Annotated in this window: 16 protein-coding genes; 10 read left to right on the forward strand and 6 right to left on the reverse strand. The window is 68.4% G+C overall.

Features of this window, described 5'->3' with window-relative positions; translation table 11 throughout:
- Positions 1 to 5: 5 nt before the first annotated feature.
- Positions 6 to 242 (reverse strand): 50S ribosomal protein L28, encoded by a 237-nt coding sequence (gene rpmB, locus HW932_RS09765; RefSeq protein WP_012969432.1) that lies wholly within the window; start codon positions 240 to 242, stop codon positions 6 to 8.
- 164 nt (positions 243 to 406) lie between these two features.
- Here rpmB and HW932_RS09770 point away from each other — a divergent pair, with 164 nt between their 5' ends.
- Both HW932_RS09770 and HW932_RS09775 read left to right on the forward strand, forming a co-directional pair.
- Complete coding sequence (locus HW932_RS09770; protein ID WP_176976299.1) at positions 407 to 799, forward strand: DUF423 domain-containing protein; 393 nt, start codon at positions 407 to 409, stop codon at positions 797 to 799.
- 16 nt (positions 800 to 815) lie between these two features.
- Positions 816 to 1562 (forward strand): 16S rRNA (uracil(1498)-N(3))-methyltransferase, encoded by a 747-nt coding sequence (locus tag HW932_RS09775; RefSeq protein WP_176976300.1) that lies wholly within the window; start codon positions 816 to 818, stop codon positions 1560 to 1562.
- An 89-nt stretch (positions 1563 to 1651) separates the two neighbouring features.
- On the opposite strand, the gene HW932_RS09780 is transcribed toward HW932_RS09775, so the two are convergent.
- The 5 genes from HW932_RS09780 to HW932_RS09800 all read right to left on the reverse strand — a co-directional run bounded on the left by HW932_RS09780 (position 1652) and on the right by HW932_RS09800 (position 11049).
- Positions 1652 to 7312, reverse strand: a complete 5661-nt coding sequence (locus HW932_RS09780; protein ID WP_176976301.1) for a hybrid sensor histidine kinase/response regulator — start codon at positions 7310 to 7312, stop codon at positions 1652 to 1654.
- Positions 7313 to 7342: 30 nt separating this feature from the next.
- Positions 7343 to 9388 (reverse strand): methyl-accepting chemotaxis protein, encoded by a 2046-nt coding sequence (locus HW932_RS09785; RefSeq protein WP_176976302.1) that lies wholly within the window; start codon positions 9386 to 9388, stop codon positions 7343 to 7345.
- 93 nt (positions 9389 to 9481) lie between these two features.
- A complete protein-coding gene (locus HW932_RS09790) occupies positions 9482 to 10084 on the reverse strand; it encodes a chemotaxis protein CheW (protein ID WP_176976303.1) in 603 nt (200 codons plus the stop codon).
- Positions 10077 to 10526 carry a response regulator gene (locus HW932_RS09795; RefSeq protein ID WP_246296755.1) on the reverse strand — a complete coding sequence of 150 codons (450 nt, stop codon included), beginning with the start codon at positions 10524 to 10526 and terminating at the stop codon, positions 10077 to 10079. The genes HW932_RS09790 and HW932_RS09795 overlap by 8 nt, the downstream gene beginning before the upstream one ends.
- 112 nt (positions 10527 to 10638) lie before the next feature.
- A complete protein-coding gene (locus HW932_RS09800) occupies positions 10639 to 11049 on the reverse strand; it encodes a response regulator (protein ID WP_176976304.1) in 411 nt (136 codons plus the stop codon).
- Between the two features lie 243 nt (positions 11050 to 11292).
- Between HW932_RS09800 and gshB the strand changes: the two genes are divergently transcribed.
- From gshB to HW932_RS09840, 8 genes are all read left to right on the forward strand, one after another.
- Positions 11293 to 12276 (forward strand): glutathione synthase, encoded by a 984-nt coding sequence (gene gshB, locus HW932_RS09805; protein ID WP_176976305.1) that lies wholly within the window; start codon positions 11293 to 11295, stop codon positions 12274 to 12276.
- Positions 12277 to 12351: 75 nt separating this feature from the next.
- On the forward strand, positions 12352 to 13455 hold the full coding sequence (locus HW932_RS09810; RefSeq protein ID WP_176976306.1) for an FAD:protein FMN transferase: 1104 nt from the start codon (positions 12352 to 12354) through the stop codon (positions 13453 to 13455).
- Positions 13452 to 14462 (forward strand): energy transducer TonB, encoded by a 1011-nt coding sequence (locus tag HW932_RS09815; RefSeq protein ID WP_176976307.1) that lies wholly within the window; start codon positions 13452 to 13454, stop codon positions 14460 to 14462. The genes HW932_RS09810 and HW932_RS09815 overlap by 4 nt, the downstream gene beginning before the upstream one ends.
- A gap of 139 nt (positions 14463 to 14601) precedes the next feature.
- Positions 14602 to 15165, forward strand: coding sequence for a YqgE/AlgH family protein (locus HW932_RS09820; RefSeq protein ID WP_176976308.1), 564 nt, complete (start codon positions 14602 to 14604; stop codon positions 15163 to 15165).
- A 13-nt stretch (positions 15166 to 15178) separates the two neighbouring features.
- The gene (ruvX, locus tag HW932_RS09825) at positions 15179 to 15589 is read left to right on the forward strand and encodes a Holliday junction resolvase RuvX (protein ID WP_176976370.1); all 411 of its coding nucleotides are present in this window, start codon (positions 15179 to 15181) and stop codon (positions 15587 to 15589) included.
- Positions 15576 to 16115: a bifunctional pyr operon transcriptional regulator/uracil phosphoribosyltransferase PyrR gene (gene pyrR, locus HW932_RS09830; RefSeq protein ID WP_176976309.1), complete on the forward strand. Its 540-nt coding sequence runs from the start codon at positions 15576 to 15578 to the stop codon at positions 16113 to 16115. Before ruvX ends, pyrR begins: the two co-directional genes overlap by 14 nt.
- A 39-nt stretch (positions 16116 to 16154) precedes the next feature.
- On the forward strand, positions 16155 to 17153 hold the full coding sequence (locus tag HW932_RS09835) for an aspartate carbamoyltransferase catalytic subunit (protein ID WP_176976310.1): 999 nt from the start codon (positions 16155 to 16157) through the stop codon (positions 17151 to 17153).
- On the forward strand, positions 17146 to 18432 hold the full coding sequence (locus HW932_RS09840) for a dihydroorotase (RefSeq protein WP_176976311.1): 1287 nt from the start codon (positions 17146 to 17148) through the stop codon (positions 18430 to 18432). The genes HW932_RS09835 and HW932_RS09840 overlap by 8 nt, the downstream gene beginning before the upstream one ends.
- Positions 18433 to 18579 lie beyond the last annotated feature (147 nt).

The raw sequence follows: 18579 nt of genomic DNA on the forward strand, positions 1-18579 counted from the left end.
TCCGGTTAGACCTTGACGCCGTCGGCGCGCAGGTCGACGAGCACCGCATCGATGCCCTTCTTGTCGATGGTGCGCATGGCCTTGGTGGTCAGGCGCAGCTTCACCCAGCGCTTCTCGGCCTCGACCCAGAACCGCTTTTCGTGCAGATTCGGCAGGAAACGACGTTTGGTTTTGTTGTTCGCGTGCGAGACGTTGTTGCCGGTGAGGGGTCGCTTACCGGTAACCTGACAGACCTTGGACATGGCGGGAATCCCTACAAGTCGGCGTTGTTCAGTGCTAAAGACCGCGCACTCTAACACAGTGGTCAAAATCGACGCAACCAAAAACCCGATCCTCGTCATCGTCGGCGAGTTGTTGCAGAATGCCGCTCGAACCGCGTCTTTCGACGCTTCAGCGAGGAAAAACCATGTCTCCCGCATCGCTTTGGATGACTCTGGGCGCCGTCGGCGGTCTGCTGACGGTGGCGCTCGGCGCCTTTGGCGCGCACGGACTCAAGGGTCGGGTCGATCCGGCGCTCCTGGCCAACTGGAACACGGCGGCCGATTATCTGGGACTGCACGCCCTGGCGATCCTAGCCTGCGGTCTGACCCTGCTGCATCGGCCTGAGGCCGGGCTGGTGAACTGGGCCGGCTGGGCCTTCCTCGTCGGCGTCTGCCTGTTCAGCGGCAGCCTGTTCGCCATGACTCTGACTGGGTTGCGCCAGTTGGGCATGATCACGCCCATCGGCGGTGTCCTGCTCATCCTCGCCTGGGCGCTGCTGGCCGTGGGGGCGGCCCGTCTGGGCAGCCCGGCTCCATGAATCCGGACTGAGACCCATGCGCCTGACCCGTCTTCATGTCGACCTAAAGTTGACGCCCGGCGCCGAGTTCGATCTACCGAGCGCCCAGGCCCGGCACGCCGTACAGGTGCTGCGGCTCGAACGCGACGCGCCCCTGGTGCTGTTCAATGGCGATGGACACGACTATCCGGCCCGTTTGATCGAGGTGCGGCGCGATCGGGCGCGTGTCCTGATCGAATCGCGCGGCGATCCGGAACCGGAATCCAGGCTCGACATCCATCTGGCGCTCGGCATCTCCAAGGGCGAGCGCATGGACTTCGCGATTCAGAAAGCCGTTGAGCTGGGCGTGACCCGGATCACGCCGCTCTTCACCCGCCGCGCTCAGGTGCGGCTCGATGGGGCGCGACTCGACAAGCGGCTGGAGCACTGGCGAGGTGTGGTCATCGCAGCCTGCGAACAATCGGGGCGCAGACGCCTGCCGGTGCTGGAGACGGCAGCGGATCTGGAATCCTGGCTGGGGACGGCGCTCGGGGAGGGCCGAACGCGCGGACTGCTGCTCGACCCACTCGCCGAGCGAGCGCTGCCGGCATTGCCGACGCCCGAATCGGGTCTGACGCTGTTGATCGGGCCTGAGGGTGGACTCGATTCGCGCGAACTCGAAGCCGCGCGGCATCAGGGCTTTCAGGGCGTGCGTCTCGGTCCGCGCATCCTGCGCACCGAGACCGCGCCGCTGGCCGCCATCGCCGTGATCCAGGCGCTCTGGGGCGACTTCCGCGACGCTTGAATCCGCGATCTTCGCTCAGCTGGGGAAGATTAGCATCGCTTGCGCTCTGCCCATCCTACGAGTGCGATGGGTCGATGGCGGCGTAAACATCACCGCTTGCCGACCAGGGCGCCGATCTCTTCGAGCAACTGCGATTCCTGATAGGGCTTGCCCAGATAGCGGTTCACGCCGAGCTGGGTCGCATAGTCGCGATGCTTGGCCCCGGTGCGCGAGGTGATCATGATGATCGGCAGATCCTTCAACCGCTCCGAGCGCCGGATGTGGCGCGTGAGTTCATAGCCGTCCATGCGCGGCATCTCGACGTCGAGCAGCACCACGTCCGGAATCCGCTCGTCGAGCAGCGTCAGCGCCTCGACGCCATCCTTCGCGGTCAGCACCTCCATGTTCTGCCGACGCAGCAATCGGCTGGTGACACGCCGCACGGTCAGCGAGTCGTCGACCACCATGACGCAGACCGATTCGCTCGCCGGCTCGGGTGCGATCAGCACCGGCGCCTGCTCGCGAATGGCGCCCGAACGCACCAGCGCCAGCGCATCGAGAATGAGCGCGACCCGCCCGTCCGGCAGGATGGTTCCGCCGCTCAGCCAGCGCACCCCCGCCAACTGCGGCCCCAGCGGCTTGACCAGGATGCGCTGACTCTCCAGCAGGGTATCGGCCTGCAGCGCCACGCGCTGATCGCCGATGCGCGCCAGCAATACCGGCAACCAGCGCCGCTCGCCGAGTTCCGGTTCCGGTCCGTTCGCCTCCAGCGCCTGACCCAGATAGGCCACGCGATAGCGATGACCGCGCACCGTATAGGTCTTGGTCGGATCGGCATAGATGGCCAGCAGCTCCTCGCGGTTGATGCGCGCCAGCCCCTCGACCGTGCTGTGCGGCACGGCATAGACGGTGTCGCCGACCGAGACCAGGAAGGCATCGATGATGGCCAGGGTCAGCGGCAGACGGATGGTGAAACGCGCCCCCTTGCCGGGCACCGACTCCAGACTCATGGTGCCGTTGGCCGCCTTGATCTCGGAGGCGACCACGTCCAGACCCACGCCGCGCCCCGAGATCTGCGTGACCTTGCCCGAGGTGGTGAAGCCCGGCTCCATGATGAATTGCAGCACGGCCTCGTCCGGGAGCTTGGAATCGGCCGTCATCAGACCACGCGCGATGGCCTTGCTGCGGATGGCCTCCAGATCCAGACCCTTGCCGTCGTCGCCCAGACTGATGACGGCATCGTTGCCCTCGCGCCGTAGCGCCAGCGTCACCATGCCGGTCGCCGGCTTGCCGCGCGCCACGCGCGTCTTGGTGTCCTCCAGTCCGTGATCGACGGCATTGCGCAGCAGGTGTTCGAGCGGCGCGACCAGTCGGTCGAGGATGGTGCGGTCGAGCTCGACCTCGGGGCCGATGACCTCCAGCCGTGCCGACTTGCCGAGCGTCTCGGCGGTCTGGCGCACCAGACGATGCAGTCGCGGCACCACCTGCACGAAGGGCACCAGGCGCGTGCGCAGCAGCCCGTCCTGCAGGTCGTCGGCCAGACGCGCCTGCTGGGTCAGCAGGTCGGTCATCTCACGCTGATAGCCGGCCAGCATCTCCTTGACGCTGATGAGGTCGTTGATGGTCTCGGCCAGGGAGCCTGAGAGCTGCTGGAGACGCGAGAAACGGTCGAACTCCAGCGGGTCGAACTCGGCGTCGTAGTCCGCGGCCGACTCGGTGCGCTCCGAGGACTCGCCGCTACGCTCGAAGCGATTCAGGATCTGGGCCTGGGTCTCGATCTCGAGCTGGCGCAGTTGCTCGCGCAGTCGCACCACGGTCTGATCGAGTTCGCCCAGTCCGAAGCCGAGCTGGCCGTTGCGCTGGGTCAGACGGCCGCGATAGATGCTGATCTCGCCGGCATGGTTGACCAGACGGTTGAGCAGGTCGGAGCGCACCCGGATCTGGGGGACGGCGGCGATGGCCCCGGCTCCCTCGCGGGTGGCGGCATCGGTCGGAGCGGCCGCCGGTGTCGGGAGCGGCCGCTCCATCGCGGCCGGCGCGCTGGGTTCGGCCGTCTCCGCCGGACGCATCAGGGCGACCTCGGGCGTGGCGGCTTCCGTCGTCGGTTCGCCGTGCGGTGTGCGCGACAGATCGTCGACGAGCTCGGTCATGCGCGGGATGGCCGCACCCTGTTCGAGCGCGTCGACCTGGAGCGAGAGCATGTCGACGGCGCGCTGAGCCAGTTCGAGCGTGAGGTCGTTGATGCCGGTCTGGTCTTCGTCGAGCGCCTTGAGTCGGGTCTCGAGCGCATGGCTGAGGTCGCCGATCGCCGGCAGTCCGGTCAGGCGGGCGCTGCCCTTGAGCGTGTGCAGCAGCCGGTTGACACCGGCGAGCGCGGCGCTGTCCTGGGGGGCGAGCAGCCAGTCGCGGAACTGACGATCCAGCTTGTCGAGCAGGTCGCGTGCGTCCTCCAGGAAGAGCGCGGCCAATTCGGGGTCGGGTGCGGCCTGGATCTCCGCAGGAGCAGGCTCCGGCGTTACCTCTAACTCGCGCTCCGGCTCCGACGTGGGCGGCTGTTCCACCACCGGGGCGGGTGGCTGGGGTGTCTCGGTATGTGCCGACGTCGTCTCCTCGATGTCGATCCCCGTGGAATCCCTGTCCGGCTCAGGTTCTTCCCGCATGGCTTCCAGCACATCGGCCTGGGCCGTCTCCGGTTCGAGTTCGGGCAAGGGTTCCAGCTCGATCTCGGGTTCCAGCTCTGGTTCCGGCGTTGGCTCCGGCTCGGATTCGAGCGCGGACTCCGGCCCCGGCACACCCTCGACGTCTGCGACCAGTGGCTCTTCGGTCGGACTCGGCTCCGCTTCCGGGCTGAGCTCCAGCTCGGGCATCTCCATGTCGATCGGTGCGTCGAGCTGTAGCGGCTCTTCCAGGTCGACGAATGACTCCGTCAGGTTCTCGTCGATGGCCACGAAGGATTCGGGCGAGTCCTCGTCCTCGAAGGCGATATCCAGTTCCAGTTCGAGTGGGGCGAGGTCCGGCGCTTCGGATTCCAGCGGCTCGACCTCGACGGCCGGCCCGTGCTCCGGCTCCGGCGTCTGGAGCGACGCCGAGTTCAGTTCGGACCAGAGGGTGGCGAGCGCGGCCGCGCCGGCGCCCGATGCGGGCAGTTCCGCGACCCGCTGCTCGATGGCCTCGGCGGCGCGCCGAAAGAGCGTGACGAGCGGCGCGCTCAGGGGTTCGCCGCTCGCGCGCCTTGGCTTGATGCACAGCTCCATGGCTTTGGTGACGCGCGCGATGGACTCGATGCCCGACATGCGGGCGCTGCCGGTCAGGGTATGGAGCGCGCGTTCGATCGACTCGTCGAGCGGTCGTTCGCCGCCGGACGCGTCGCCCTCCAGGAAGGCGCGCACGACGCTCAGGTGTTCCAGGGTCTCGGTGCGGAAGATGTCGAGCAGCTCCGCGTCGGCGGCGAACAGGCTGTCGTGGTCGAGGCTCTCCTCGACGGGCGCCGACGTTCCGGCCTCCGCGACCAGGGGTTCGGCAAGCGGCTCTGGCTCAGCCAGCGGCTGGAGCTCGACGGATGGCTCGGGTTCCGACGGACCCCCGGCGCCGATGTCCTCGCGCAGTCGGGTCGCGCGCACGACATGGGGTTCGATGTCGAATGGGCGACCCTCGGCCTCGGACTCGACCAGCTCGGGCAGGACGCGCACGGCCTCGGCGATGCAGTCCAGGATCGGCGTCGATGGCCTGGACGTGGTCTCGATGAGCCGGTTGAGCAGGAACTCCATGGCCTGGGCGAAATCGCCGACCTGGAGCGCGCCGACCAGTCGCCCACTGCCCTTGAGCGTGTGGAAACTGCGGCGCAGCGTGGCCAGTGCGTCCGCATCGGACGGATCGGACTGCCAGCGCGCCAACTGGGTGCGGGCCGAGTCGATCTCCTCGCGCGCCTCTTCCAGGAAGATGTCCAGGAATTCGGTCTCGCCGTCATCGGACTCCAGATCCGACTCGTCGGCCGGACGTGTAGGTTCGGGTTCGGGCTCAGGTTCGAGCGGGAGTTCGAGTGCCGGCTCGGGGCGCTCGGTTTCGATGAGCGGCTCAGGTGTTGCGGCGGCCCCCGGCGCCTCGGGGACGGCGGGCGGCTCACCCAGCTCGCCGAGTTCGGCCTGGAGCGCCGAGATGCCGCGCCCGGCACGGTCGATCAGGGTCTCGCCGAGCGGCATCGGCTGCTGCAGATGGCCGATATAGAGCTCCAGTCCGGCGATAGCGTCGGCCAAGTGGTCGATCTGGCTGTCGGTCGGGAGACGCTGGTGGCGCACATAGGCCGCCTGCACCAGATTCGCGACCAGCTCGGCCAGATCGGCGGCCGGATTCTCGCCCAGGATGCGCAGCGCGCCCGACACGCCCGCCAGATAGCCCTGAATGGGGTTCAGGATCTCGCGGGACTCAGGGTCGCTCTGCCAGTCGGCGATGGCCTCCTTGACCCGCGACAGCTCGTAGCCGGCCTCGCGGAGCGTGGCGGCGGTCAGGTCCGAGAGATCCATGTCGGGCGCGATGAGCCGCCCGGCGCCCGCGTCGCGCCGGTCGGCCAGGGCCAGCAGCACGGACTCGATCCCCAGCAGCTCCATCGCATAGGACTCGAGACGCGCGGCCTGCCCCTTGAGATCGGTCGCATCGAGTGTCTGGAAGCGATCGGCGAGCGCCCGCAGACGCGCCGGCAGATTGCCGACCTCGACCTCGTCGAGTCGCGTGGCCAGTCGGCGCAGACGATCGCTGAACCCCTGGATCAGATCCGGGTCGGCGCGCTCGGCGAGTGTGAGTCGATCGAAGGTCGCCTTGAGATCCGCGAGTTCGGTGACGAGCTCGCTCGCCAGTCCGGCGAGCGCCGCCTCGGCCTCCAGCGTGGCCTGGGTCTCGGCTTCGACCGGCGCGGCAGGCGCCGGACCATAGGTCATGCGCGCCTCGGTGAGCGCGTCGTCCTCGATACCGGCCGCGACCAGGATCTCGAGCAACTGTTCGATCAGCGCCTTGGCATCGACCTCGGGCCAGACGGGCGGACGCTGGGTCAGCGGCTTGAGCGCCCAGTCCATATGCCCCATGAGGGTACGCGCGCGCGGGCTGCATTCGAGCCGTCCGTCCTGGAGCGCCGTGGTGAAGATCTCGGCGAGTCCGAAGAGATCGGCGAGGGTTCCGTCCTTGAGGTAGTCGTGGAGCTGATGGAAGATCCGCCCGAGCTGAATGAGCGCCTCGGTGTCGTTGCGGTACCAGCCGACCAGATGACGATGGAACTGGGGGCGGACCTGGCGGATGACCTCGGCCAGGATGTCCAGCTCCTCGGGAATCCATTGCGAGCGGCCGTCCTGATCGGAGATCGCAAACCTCAGCAGCTCCGAGCGGGTCAGCGGGAGCTGATCACGGGCCGAACGCAGGGCGTTGATGATCGACCACAGGCTCAGCGGCGGCTCCTCGAATCCGGCGTCCAGCCGGTCGAGATGGTTGGCGAGCTGATCGAGCGCCTGCCCCAGGACGACGCCGGCCTCGGTGTAGTGCTCGGGTTCGGTCTCTTCGAGACACTCGGCGAGCCGATGCATCTCCTCGACCAGGCGCGCGGGCGTCGTCAGGCGCAGGGCCAGCAGCACGCCCTGGACCTGATCGAGCGACTTGAGCACCAGGGCCAGCTCGGCCTCGACATCGAAGTCGGCGCCGGCCTCGACCAGATCGCGGACCGGGCGCAGGGTGGCGCCGATCTCGCCCTTGACCCATTTCAGGCCACCGATCAGCTGTTTGTCCGCCATTGGCTCATCCCTCGCGATGACATCCGCCGGTCAACCCGGCAGCCGGAAGCCGGCCACCGATTTCTGCAGGTCGCTGGCCAGACCGGCCAGCACCTCGACCGATTCGGCGGCCTTGCGCGTGCCGTCGGTGTTCTCTTCGGTGATGGCGCGGATGGCCTGCACCGTGTCGTTGATCTCGGCCGACTGGCGCGACTGACGCTGCGAGGAGTCGGCGATGCGCTTGGTCAGCTCGGCGATGTAGGCCGAGACGTTCTCGATCTCGCGCAGGGCCTCGCCGGCGTTCTCGGCCAGATGCGCGCCCTCGACCACGCCGGCGGTACTGGCCTCCATGGAGCTGACGGCCTCGTTGGTGTCGGCCTGGATGGTGCGCACCAGCACCTCGATCTGCTTGGTGGCGTTGCGCGAGCGCTCGGCCAGACGCTGCACCTCGTCGGCGACCACCGCGAAGCCGCGCCCGGCCTCGCCGGCCATGGCCGCCTGCATGGCCGCGTTTAGGGCCAGGATGTTGGTCTGGTCGGCGATGTCGTCGATGAGTTCGACGATCTCGCCGATCTCCTGCGAGGACTCGCCCAGACGCTTGATGCGCTTGGAGGTCTCCTGGATCTGCTCGCGGATGGCGTCCATGCCCTGGATGGTGTCGCGCACCGTCTGGGCGCCGCGTCCGGCGACCTCGACCGAGCGCGAGGCGACCTCGGCCGACTCGCCGGCGTTGCGCGCCACCTCGTCGATCTGCACCGTCAGCGACTGCACGGCGGCCGAGGCCTGAGTGATCTGGAGCGACTGGGCGCTACTGGCCTCGGCCAGCCGCAGCGAGATGGAGCGGCTCTCCTGCGCCGAGCCGGCGACCTGGGTTGCAGTCTGGTTGATGGTGGCCACCAGTCCGCGCAGGGCCTCGATGGCATAGTTGAAGGCGTCGGCGATGGCGCCGGTCTTGTCCTCGGTGACTGTGGCCTCGACCGTCAGATCGCCGTCGGCCAGATCGCCCAGCTCGTCCAGGAGACGCAGGATGGCGCGCTCGTCGCGCTCGGTCTGCGCCCGGTAGGCCGCCTCGCGGGTCTTGGAGTCGCGCAGGAAGATCAGGACCAGGGCGGCGAGACTCAGGAGCGACAGGGCCGCGAACACGAGCACCGCGCCCGTGCCGATCGGCAGACCGAGCAGGATGAAGCGCCGTCCGGCCTCGCGATAGTGGGTCAACAGCTCCGACAGGGCCGACTCGACGCCCCCGGCGGCCGTCTGGATGCCCGGCAGTTGACCGATGGCCGCGCGCACGCCGTCCATGCGTCGCAGGATCTCGGTTGAGCGGGTCTCGAGCGTGGCGAACTGCTCGGTCATCTCTTCGAGCGCCGCGCGCGATCCGGCCGCCTCGCTGCGTCCGCGCACACCGGCGATCAGGGTCGAGAGCCCCTCGGCAAAGGACTCGATCGATTTGACCGACTCTTCGAGCGCCTGACCGGCCGCGACGCCGCCGAGCAGATAGCGATCCAGCGCCGACTCCAGCCGCTCCAGCCGCGAGAGCTGGAGTCCGGCCTCCAGCACCAGGGCCGGCGCGGCGCCCTCGGCGGCGAGCCGCTTGGCCACCTTGGTCATGGTCTCGCGCAGACGCGGGAGCTGCTCGCGGGACTCGCCCGTCAGCTTGCGTACCGCCAGGATCGGCTCGCGCGCGGCCAGGATGGCGTCGAGGCCCTGGGCGAGCGGGGTCCAGGACTGCTCGATCTTGCGCAGATCGCCACGCAGCAGGCCGGTCGCCTCCTGCGTGGCCGACTCCTCGATGCCCTGGGTCAGATCTACCAGCGTGGCCTGGAAGCGCTGGCGCTCGCGGCGCAGACGGTCGAGCGTCTCGGCCTCGCCGGTCGTGGACTCGTGCGCCGAGCGCAGCAACTGCTGGGTCAGGATCTTCTGCTCGGCGGCGATGAAGCCCTGGCGCGCTTTCAGCTCGTCGAGCTGGGCCAGTTCGAGATAGCTGAACAGCGCCAGGATCGCGAAGAACAGCGCGCCGAACCCAAAGGCGATCGCGATCAGCAGATGCGAGCCATCCAGCGCGGGCTTGCCAAGATTGAGTTTGAAGCGTGTCGCCATCTCGTACCGACTCCTCGATGAACCCCAGGTCGACCCGATGTCCGGATGTCGGGACCGACAGGGTTCGACTGCTTAAGATGTGATGTGCCGGGATCAGGTGAGCGCGGCGTTGAGCAGCGGATCGGCCATCATGGCCGTCAGTTCGATCACCGGCCGCGGTTGACCGTCGAGCCGATAGGCCGTCTCGACATAGCGGCCGATCGGCCCCCAGCCGTCGACGTTCCCGGCGACCCGGTCGCTGTTCTGGATGTAGCGCATGCCCACGGCCTCGGAGACCACCAGACCGCAGGGAAGATCGTCCTGCCGCACGACCAGCACGCGCTCGCGGCCCCGGACGTGCTCGCGTCGGCGTTCGGGCGCGCCGTCCTGAAAGCGCTTGCGCATCCGTGGCGGGCTACCCGTGATCAGGGAGGCCAGATCATAGATGGGCAGGAGCGTGCCGCGGTTGTTGGCCACGCCGAGCAGCCAGGGTTTGGTGCCGGGGACGCGCGTGATCTCCCAGGGCAGCTCCAGCACCTCGGCGAGCTGTTCGAGCGGCGCGAGCAGGAATTGTCTGTCGACCCGGAACAGCACGGCGGCCCAGCTGTCCGGCGGGCGGGCCTCGTCGGGCAGACCGGCGGCGCGGGCGCGACAGCGGGCGTCGAGCTTCTGGATCAGCTCGTGCAGATCGGTGCGGGTGCGCTGGGTCTTAGCCATGGCTCGCCGGACCGTCCAGGAGTTCACGGATGCGTTCGAGCAGGAGCTGGCGGTCGACCGGCTTGGTCAGATAGTCGGTCGCGCCCTGGCGCAGACCCCAGGTCCGGTCGGTCTGCAGATCCTTGGTCGTCACCATGATGATGGGGATGTCGGCGGTCTCGGCGTCGCGCCTCAGCAGGCGCGTGGCCTGGTAGCCGTTGAGCACCGGCATGATGACGTCCATGAGGATGAGGTCCGGTCGCAGTTCCCGCGCCCGCGCGACGCCCTCCTCGCCGTTACAGGCCGTCTCGACCCGATAGCCGGCCTTCTTCAGCGTGGTCGAGAGGATGTGGGTCTCGGTCGGCGAGTCGTCGACGATCAGGACGGTCGGGGGCGTCTCCAGGGTCGTCGCGGCGGCGCCCAGATCCCGGTGCGGATTCGGTTTGTCTTGGAAACGTCTCATGGCGTGCTCGGGACTCGAGTGCTTGATATCCTCGCGCAACGATCGCGCTTGGGATCGAACGCTGGCATGGCTGAGTGGCTCGGGGGTCGACTCATGGGCGCTGGCGTTCGCTTCAGGGCGACTCCGTGGATGGAGCCGGACTCAGACTGGCGCGCACCGCGCCGATCAGCTCGTCGGCGGTGAAGGGCTTGGCGAGATAGAGCCGCGCGCCGACCAGACGTCCCTTGGCGCGATCGAAGAGACCGTCCTTGCTCGAGAGCATCACCACGGGCGTGTCCTTGAGCTGGGGGTTGTTCTTGATCAGGGCGCAGGTGTGATAGCCGTCGAGCCGTGGCATCATGATGTCGACGAAGACCAGATCCGGCTTGAAGCTGACGACCTTGCCGAGCGCCTCGAAGCCGTCCTCGGCCAGTTGCACCTCGCAGCCGGCCTTGGTGAGCAGGACTTCGGCACTGCGGCGGATGGTCTTGCTGTCGTCGACGACCAGTATCCTGGCGCCGCGCAGATCTAATTCGTCCGGCATGCCGACTCCTGGTGGTGACATGGCCGGATACGTGTCCGGGCCGTCCGGGGTGGGGCGGCCGGACCTGGGCCATCGGGGTTCTCGAAACTGGGCGCCGTGGTCATCGATGCTGGAGTTCCTGCACTCGGGTGGGGATTCCTGATGCCTGGAATGGACTGGGATGCTAGGGTCAAGCGTCCTCCCATGCAAGCGACTCGACTCGGTTTTTCACTTTAGCCGGTTTTTCACTCTAAGGCGGGGTTTATGAACATTCGAATCGGTTTCGTGATGGACCCGATCGGTTCCATCCGGATCAAGAAGGATAGCACCTTCGCCATGCTGCTCGCCGCCCAAAGGCGCGGCTGGTCTCTCTGGTACATGGAAGTCGGCGATCTGTCACTGCTCGACGGTCAGGCCATGGCGCGGATGCGCGCCGTCGAGGTCGTCGACGATCCGCTCGGCTGGTTCAGGCTCGGCGAGGAGATCGAACGGCCGCTCGACTGGCTCGACACCCTGCTGATGCGCAAGGATCCGCCCTTCGACATGGAATACGTCTACACGACCTATCTGCTCGAACAGGCCCAACGGGCCGGCTGTCTGGTCGTCAACGATCCGCGCAGTCTGCGCGACGCCAACGAGAAGGTCTTCACCGCCGCCTTTCCGCAGTGCGCGCCGCCGACGCTCGTCACGCGCCGGGCGCGCGACATCCGCGCCTTCCAGGCCGAGCACGGCGAGATCGTGCTCAAGCCGCTGCACGGCATGGGCGGGGCCTCGATCTTTCGTCTGCGTCCGGACGACCCCAATCTGAGCGTCGTCATCGAGACCCTGACCCAGCATGGCCGGGCCTTCTGCATGGTCCAGCGCTTCATCCCCGAGATCGAGACCGGAGACAAGCGCATCCTCATGGTCGACGGTGAGCCCGTGCCCTATTGTCTGGCGCGCATCCCGGCCCCCGGCGAGACGCGCGGCAATCTGGCCGCCGGCGCTTCGGCCGAGGCGCGGCCGCTGAGCGCGCGCGATCGCTGGATCGCCGAACAGGTCGGTCCCGAACTGCGCGCACGCGGTATCCTCTTCGCCGGGCTGGACGTGATCGGCGACTATCTCACCGAGATCAATGTCACCAGTCCGACCTGTATTCGCGAGCTGGACGCCGCCTATGACCTGGACATCGCGGGCGATCTCATGGATTGCATCGCGGCCCGGTTGGGCGAGCGTGCGGATCGCGCCGATCAGCGACGTCCATCCTGAGAGATCTGTCCTTGAAACCAGGCGTGCCATCGAAAACGGGGCGCGCGCACGAGGTTCAACCTGGGAGCCATCATCATGGGGTTTGTGCTGTCCCCCTCGACCCTGGTCCGACCGGCGCACGCGCTCTCGCTGCTGCTCGTGCTGTCGCTGACACTCGCCGGCTGTCGCGACAAGGCGCCGGTCATGCTCTCGCGCTTCACGGCCTTCGAGACGCAGGTGGACGTGAGTCTGGTCGCCGTCACCCGCGAGCAGGCCGAGCGGGCCGCCGCGCTCGTCGCCCAGGACTTCGCCTATCTGGAGCGGGACTGGGCGAGCGACGGCGAGGCCATGGAGCGCGTGAACCGGCTCCTGGCCCAGGGTGAGCCCTTCGTGCCGCCGCCGTCCGTCCTGCGTCTGGTCCGGCTCGGTCAGACGCTGGAGGTCGAGAGCGAGGGGCTGGTCAACCTGAGCATCGGACGGCTCGTGCGACTCTGGGGATTCGACGCGGCGACCACCGCCGGACGTCGTCCGCCGGAGCGCGAACGGATCTCGGCCCTGGTCGCAGCCGCGCCGTCCATGTCGGCGATCACGATCGAGGGGCTGACCCTGCGCGGCAGCAACCCCGCCCTGAGTCTCGACCTGACCCCCATCGCCAGAGGGCAGGCCATCGATCTGGCGATCCGGCATCTCAAGGATCTGGGCGTGCGCAACGCGCTCATTCAGGCGGGCGACGAGCTGGGCGCGCTCGGTGAGCGCAGCGGCCAGCCCTGGCGCATCCCCGTGCTGCGTCCCAGCGGTTCGGCCGTGCTGGCGATCGCGCCCCTGCGCGGCGACGAGGCCCTGGCGACGGTGGCCGAGCACGATCGCTCCTTCACGGATCGCGGCCGGCTCTATCACGCCGTCCTGGATCCGCGCACGGGTCGGCCGGCCGACGGGGCGCGTTCGGTCACGGTCCTGAGTGCGGATGCCACGCACGCGGCGGCGGCGGCCCGGGCGCTCTTCGTCGCCGGTCCCACGGATTGGCGGCGTCTGGCCGGGCGTCTGGGTGTGCGGCAGGCACTGCTCGTCGACGCCGAGGGACGTCTGCATGTGACACCCGCCATGGCCGAGCGTCTCGAACTGGTCGATGCCGACGAGCCGGTGACGATCGTCGAGCCCGAATGGCCGGCGCCCGTGGCGCAGGACGGGCGACGGCCATGACCGCCAGAGGGATCGGGACACTGGAACTGCCGCGTGAACTGATCATCCAGGGCGCCAGGGCGCCGAGCACGCCCTTCGTCGCCGCCCTGGCCGGGGCCGGCTGGCTGCATCTGCTGCTGATCCTGGCCGTGTCCTTCGTGTGGCCGGAGCCGGGTCCGCCGCCCGAGTCGGCGATGGAGGTGGTCCTGCTCAAGGAGGTCGGCGCCAAGGCCCCGAACCGCTCACCTGAGGCCGTGCTGGCCCAGCGCGATCAGGTGGGTGAATCGCCGCTCGGCGACGCGGCGATCCCGACCTTCGGCGATGCGCCCGAGGAGACGTCCGATACGCGCGCGGAGACGGATGGACCGGCCACGGAGTCCGTGCATCCGGCCGAGCCCCCCGAACGCGCGGACGAAGCCACGCCGACCGAGGCGCCGCCGCACACCGACCCCCTGGCCCGTCCGGATGCCATGACGCTGCCGCTGCGGGAGCCGCCAACCGCGCCGATCCTGGCCACTGAGGCCGAGGCCCCGCCCCGGCCGGAGGTCGACCCGCTCACGCCGCGCCAGACGGTCGTCGATGCCGCTCAGATCCTCTCCAGCCAGGGGCTGGAGGTCGCGCGTCTGACCTCGCGTCAGGCGGCCGGCGCCGCCAACGGCGCCAAACGCGCGCGACGCAAGTCGATCAGCGCCAGCACGCGCGAGTTCCGTTACGCCAGCTATCTGGCGGCCTGGGCGCAGAAGGTCGAGCGCATCGGCAATCTCAACTATCCGCAGGCCGCGCGCGATCAGCGTCTCTACGGCAGTCTCATCCTGCACGTGGCCGTGCGCGCCGACGGCAGTCTGGAGAACATCCGCGTGGTGCGCTCCTCCGGCTTCGACCTGCTCGATCAGGCGGCGATCCGGATCGTCGAGCTGGCCGCGCCCTTCTCGCCCTTTCCGCCCGACATCGCCGCCGAGACCGACGTGCTCGACATCGTGCGCACCTGGCAGTTCATGCGCGGCGACGTGCTCGGATGGGAGCGCTGAGGATGCGGTTCTCTGGGACAGCGGGACGAAAGGGCCGTATGATCGTCCTATCGAACTGGGGCCGGCCGGACGCGGTTCGCGTCCCGAGGACGGCTCGTCGCGCTTGCCTCATCATGAGCCGATCAGGATACTAACGCCCATGCCTTTCAGTACTTCATTGACCAACCATCTCCTGATCGCGATGCCGGGTCTCCAGGATCCCAACTTCGCGCGCACCGTCACCTATATCTGTGAGCACACGGAGCAGGGGGCCATGGGTATCGTGATCAACCGCCCGCTGGACGTGAAGCTCGGCGCACTCCTGGATCAACTGGAGATCCCGGCCCTGCGTCCCGGCGTGGCCGACACGCCCGTCTATCAGGGCGGTCCGGTTCAGACCGACCGCGGCTTCGTGCTGCACACGGCGGGTTACAGCTACGACTCCACGCTCAGCATCACCCCCGACATCAGCGTCACCACCTCGCGCGACATCCTGGAGGCCATCGCCGGGGGCGAAGGGCCGGATCAGGTGCTGATCGCACTCGGCTATGCCGGTTGGGGCAGCGGTCAGCTCGAACAGGAAATGAGCGCCAACGCCTGGCTCAACGGCCCGGCGAGCAACGAGATCATCTTCCGCATGGACCCGAGCGCCCGCTGGATGGCTTCCGCCCAGCTGCTCGGCGTGGATCTGAACCTCATGAGCGGCGAGGCCGGGCACGCTTGACGCGCCCGGACCGATCATGACGCTGCTCGGATTCGACTTCGGCCCGCGCAAGATCGGCGTGGCCGTGGGTCAGACGATCACCCGTTCGGCCACACCCCTGACCACGCTGCGCAGTCAGGGCGAGAAACCCGACTGGACGCGCATCGAGGCCCTGATCCGCGAATGGCAGCCGAGCGCCCTGGTCGTCGGTCTGCCGTTCCAGATGGACGACAAGGAGGTCGAGTGGTCGCCGCGCGTGCACCGCTTCGCCCGCCAGTTGGAAGGACGCTATCGCCTGCCCGTGCATCTGGTCGACGAGCGTCTGACCTCGCGCGAGGCCCATCGTCAACTCGCCGAGCGCGATCGGCGCACGCCCACGCTGGAAGCCGTGGACGCGCTCGCGGCGGCCCTGATCCTGGAAACCTGGCTCTGTGAGCAAGTCTGACATCTGGAAGGACGCCGCCGCCATCGAGGCGGCCATCGACACCATGACCGAGCGGCTGCGCGAGCGTCTGGAGCGGCGCGGCATTGAGCGTCCGCTCATGATCGGCATCCACACCGGCGGGGTCTGGGTCGCCGAGCGGCTGCACGCGCGGCTGGGGCTGGCCGAGCCGCTGGGACATCTGGACATCTCCTTTTATCGCGACGACTTCAGCCGGGTCGGCATGCATCCACAGGTACGCCCGTCCTATCTGCCGGTCGGAGTCGACGACCGGCATCTGATCCTGGTCGACGATGTGCTCCAGAGCGGACGCACCATCCGGGCCGCGCACAATGTGCTGTTCGACTATGGCCGTCCGGCCTCGGTGACGCTGGCGGTGCTGCTCGAGCGCGACGGACGCGAGCTGCCGATCGCCGCCGATGTCGCCGGTTTCGAGGCCGGTTTCGGCGCCGACGAACAGATCAAGCTCAGCGGGCCCGAACCGTTGCTCATGCTGCGCGCCCGCCGGGGCGTGAATCCGATTCGCTGACACAGTCCGGCTCAGCCCATCCACCCGTATTGAAATACCATGACGACGCCCAATCCACAGCTCGACGCCCAAGGCCGGCTCAAGCACTTCCTCACCATCGACGGACTGAGCCGTGAACTCCTGATCGAGATCCTCGATCAGGCCGAGGGTTTTCTCGGCGTGGCCCAGCAGGCGGTCAAGAAGGTGCCGCTGTGTCGCGGCAAGGTCGTGGCCAATCTGTTCTTCGAGACCAGCACCCGCACCCGCACCACCTTCGAGCTGGCCGCCAAGCGGCTCTCGGCCGACGTGCTCAATCTCAACATCTCGACCTCGTCCACGGCCAAGGGCGAGACCCTGCTCGACACCCTGCGCAACCTGGAGGCCATGCACGTCGACATGTTCGTCGTGCGCCATGCCGAAAGCGGCACCGCACACTTCATGGCCGCCCATGCCGCGCCGCATGTGAGCATCGTCAACGCCGGCGACGGACGCCACGCGCATCCGACCCAGGCCATGCTCGACATGCTCACCATCCGCCGCCACAAGCCGGACTTCGACCAGCTGAGCGTGGCCATCGTCGGCGACATCCTGCACTCGCGCGTGGCGCGCTCGCAGATGCTCGCGCTCAGGACGCTCGGCGTGCCCGACGTGCGCATCATCGCCCCGCGCACCCTGCTGCCGACACGGGTCGAGGAGGCGTTCGGGGTCAGGGCCTATCACGATCTGAGCGAAGGTGTGCGCGACGCCGACGTGGTCATCATGCTGCGTATCCAGCGCGAGCGCATGAACAGCGCGCTGCTGCCGAGCGAGCACGAATACTTCCAGCTCTTCGGGCTGACCGAGGAGCGGCTCTCGACCGCGCGCCCGGATGCCATCGTCATGCATCCGGGGCCGATCAATCGCGGGGTCGAGATGGATTCGCAGGTCGCCGACGGGCGCCGCTCGGTGATCCTGGAGCAGGTGACGAACGGCATCGCGGTGCGCATGGCGGTGATGTCCATGTGTCTCGGCAATCAGCATCTCGGCAGCCAGAGTCAGGAAGAAGCGACCCATGCTTAATGCACCCCGTCTCAGCATTCGTCACGGACGGCTCATCGATCCGGCCAGCGGGCACGATGCCGTCGCCGACATCCATCTCGCCGAGGGCCGGGTGCTGGCCATCGGCGCCGCGCCCAGCGGCTTTCAGCCCGACCGCACGCTGGATGCGCGCGGGCAGGTGGTCTGTCCTGGCTTCGTCGATCTCTGCGCGCGGGTGCGCGAACCCGGTCTCGAACAGAAGGCGACCATCGCCAGCGAGGGACGCGCGGCGGCCGCGTCCGGCGTCACCACGCTCTGCTGTCCGCCCGACACCCGCCCGGTCATCGACAACCCGGCGGTGGCGCGGCTGATCCATCAGATCTCCAAGCGTCATGGTCTGACCCGCGTGCTGCCGATCGGGGCCATGACCGTGGGACTGGAGGGCCAGTCCATCACCGAGATGGCGGCGCTCAAGCTCGCCGGCTGTCCGGCGCTCGGTCAGGCCGATCGCCCGATCCGCGACACCCAGGTACAGCGCCGCGCACTGGAATATGCCGCGACCTTCGGGCTGACCCTGTTCCTGCTGCCGCTCGATCCCGAGCTGAGCGCGGGCGGTTGCGCGCACGAGGGCGTCGTCAGCACCCGGCTCGGGCTGCCCGGCATCCCCGAGGCGGCCGAGACCGTGGCCGTGGCGCGCGATCTGGCGCTCGCTGAGCAGACGGGGGCGCGCATCCACTTCCGTGGTCTGTCGACCGCGCGCGGGGTCGAGATGCTGGCCGAGGCGCGCGCGCGCGGGGTGCGGGCGAGCGGAGACGTGGCGCTGCATCAGCTCTTCCTCAGCGAGCACGACCTGGAGCGTTTCGACGCCAACTGCCATCTCGTCCCGCCGCTGCGCACGCCGGCCGATCGCGACGCACTGCGTGCGGCGCTGGCCGAAGGTGTGCTGACGGCGGTCTGCTCGGACCATCAGCCGCACGACCCGGATGCCAAGCTCGGTCCCTTCCCCGAGACCGCGCCCGGACTCTCGGGCCTGGAGACCGTGCTGCCGCTGGCGCTACGGCTGGTCGAAGAGGGCGTGTTCGATCTCATGGGCATGATCGAGCGGCTCACGGTCGGGCCGGCCGCCATCCTGGAGCGCGACCTAGGACGCCTCGCGCCCGGCGCCGCAGCGGATCTCTGTGTCTTCGACCCTGAAGCGCTCTGGACGCCGTCGCCGGCGACCTGGATCAGTCAGGGACACAACACGCCCTTCATGGGGCACGAGTTGCGCGGACGGGTGAGCTGGACGCTGCTCGGGGGGCGGATCGTCTTCGAGCGTTGATCGCCGGGCGACATCCCGATTTGGCGCCGGCCCAACGAGAGTCCGGCCCGTCGGCGGCCGATGCAGGCGGCCGGAATCATGTTGAGCGTGACCATGACGGTCAGGGCCAGCGTCAGTCGTCGAGGATGGCGTCCGCCGCCTGGAAAG

It is taken from the genome of Allochromatium humboldtianum (genome assembly GCF_013385175.1).
GTDB lineage: Bacteria > Pseudomonadota > Gammaproteobacteria > Chromatiales > Chromatiaceae > Thermochromatium > Thermochromatium humboldtianum.

Excerpts from the sequence above, each read along its gene's own strand:
- rpmB (WP_012969432.1), bottom strand. The coding sequence starts at position 242 with ATGTCCAAGGTCTGTCAGGTTACCGGTAAGCGACCCCTCACCGGCAAC.
- HW932_RS09770 (WP_176976299.1), top strand. The coding sequence starts at position 407 with ATGTCTCCCGCATCGCTTTGGATGACTCTGGGCGCCGTCGGCGGTCTG.
- HW932_RS09775 (WP_176976300.1), top strand. The coding sequence starts at position 816 with ATGCGCCTGACCCGTCTTCATGTCGACCTAAAGTTGACGCCCGGCGCC.
- HW932_RS09780 (WP_176976301.1), bottom strand. The coding sequence starts at position 7,312 with ATGGCGGACAAACAGCTGATCGGTGGCCTGAAATGGGTCAAGGGCGAG.
- HW932_RS09785 (WP_176976302.1), bottom strand. The coding sequence starts at position 9,388 with ATGGCGACACGCTTCAAACTCAATCTTGGCAAGCCCGCGCTGGATGGC.
- HW932_RS09790 (WP_176976303.1), bottom strand. The coding sequence starts at position 10,084 with ATGGCTAAGACCCAGCGCACCCGCACCGATCTGCACGAGCTGATCCAG.
- HW932_RS09795 (WP_246296755.1), bottom strand. The coding sequence starts at position 10,526 with ATGAGACGTTTCCAAGACAAACCGAATCCGCACCGGGATCTGGGCGCC.
- HW932_RS09800 (WP_176976304.1), bottom strand. The coding sequence starts at position 11,049 with ATGCCGGACGAATTAGATCTGCGCGGCGCCAGGATACTGGTCGTCGAC.
- gshB (WP_176976305.1), top strand. The coding sequence starts at position 11,293 with ATGAACATTCGAATCGGTTTCGTGATGGACCCGATCGGTTCCATCCGG.
- HW932_RS09810 (WP_176976306.1), top strand. The coding sequence starts at position 12,352 with ATGGGGTTTGTGCTGTCCCCCTCGACCCTGGTCCGACCGGCGCACGCG.
- HW932_RS09815 (WP_176976307.1), top strand. The coding sequence starts at position 13,452 with ATGACCGCCAGAGGGATCGGGACACTGGAACTGCCGCGTGAACTGATC.
- HW932_RS09820 (WP_176976308.1), top strand. The coding sequence starts at position 14,602 with ATGCCTTTCAGTACTTCATTGACCAACCATCTCCTGATCGCGATGCCG.
- HW932_RS09835 (WP_176976310.1), top strand. The coding sequence starts at position 16,155 with ATGACGACGCCCAATCCACAGCTCGACGCCCAAGGCCGGCTCAAGCAC.
- HW932_RS09840 (WP_176976311.1), top strand. The coding sequence starts at position 17,146 with ATGCTTAATGCACCCCGTCTCAGCATTCGTCACGGACGGCTCATCGAT.